Below are 554 nucleotides of genomic sequence, written 5' to 3'. Positions count from 1 at the left end.
CTGTTGCGATAGTAAGTTCGCCCCCATATCAATCATATCGCGCGCAACGTGCGTGTAATTACTCGAAATATAATGCTGCTGCGCATAGTTATTCGCGAGCATGCTTCCGGACTTAAGAAAGAACTCGCAAATTTCGATATTGTCTGGAATCTTCTGGCGCTTCAGATCCTGCACGTAATCAAGCTCTACATACCCCCCAAACAAGCGCTCAAATACGGGTTCTAAGAACCGAGATTCTAAGCCAGCAGAAGGCTTAGGTCGCTCTAACGATAAAGCAGTAATAATACGAAGATTAATAGAGGAATCAGCTTTCGCTCTCGCATACAGCGCATTCACAAACTGCACAGGCTTTCCAATACCTAAGGGTATGCCCATCACGATATTGCTGTTTAATGAAGAAATCACATCGTCGACGCAGGCTTCGACCTGGTTATGATGTATTGGCATGGCTCGCTCCTCGATTTATTTTTCTTCGTCGTCATGACTCAAGTCATAGTACTGTATGCGAGGAGCATTTTTATAGTGTTGATACGTATCAAGCGACCCGAGAATTT

General features: G+C 44.4%; 1 pseudogene. It reads right to left on the bottom strand.

The features are described 5' to 3' along the window. Window positions 1-447 (bottom strand): annotated as a pseudogene (locus A3738_RS05185) (acetyl-CoA hydrolase); the annotation flags it as partial. Between the last annotated feature and the right edge of the window lie 107 nt (window positions 448-554).

The organism is Oleiphilus sp. HI0066 (genome assembly GCF_001635725.1).
The sequence above is the reverse complement of the archived record's forward strand: the minus strand, read 5'-3'. Positions and strand labels throughout refer to the sequence as shown.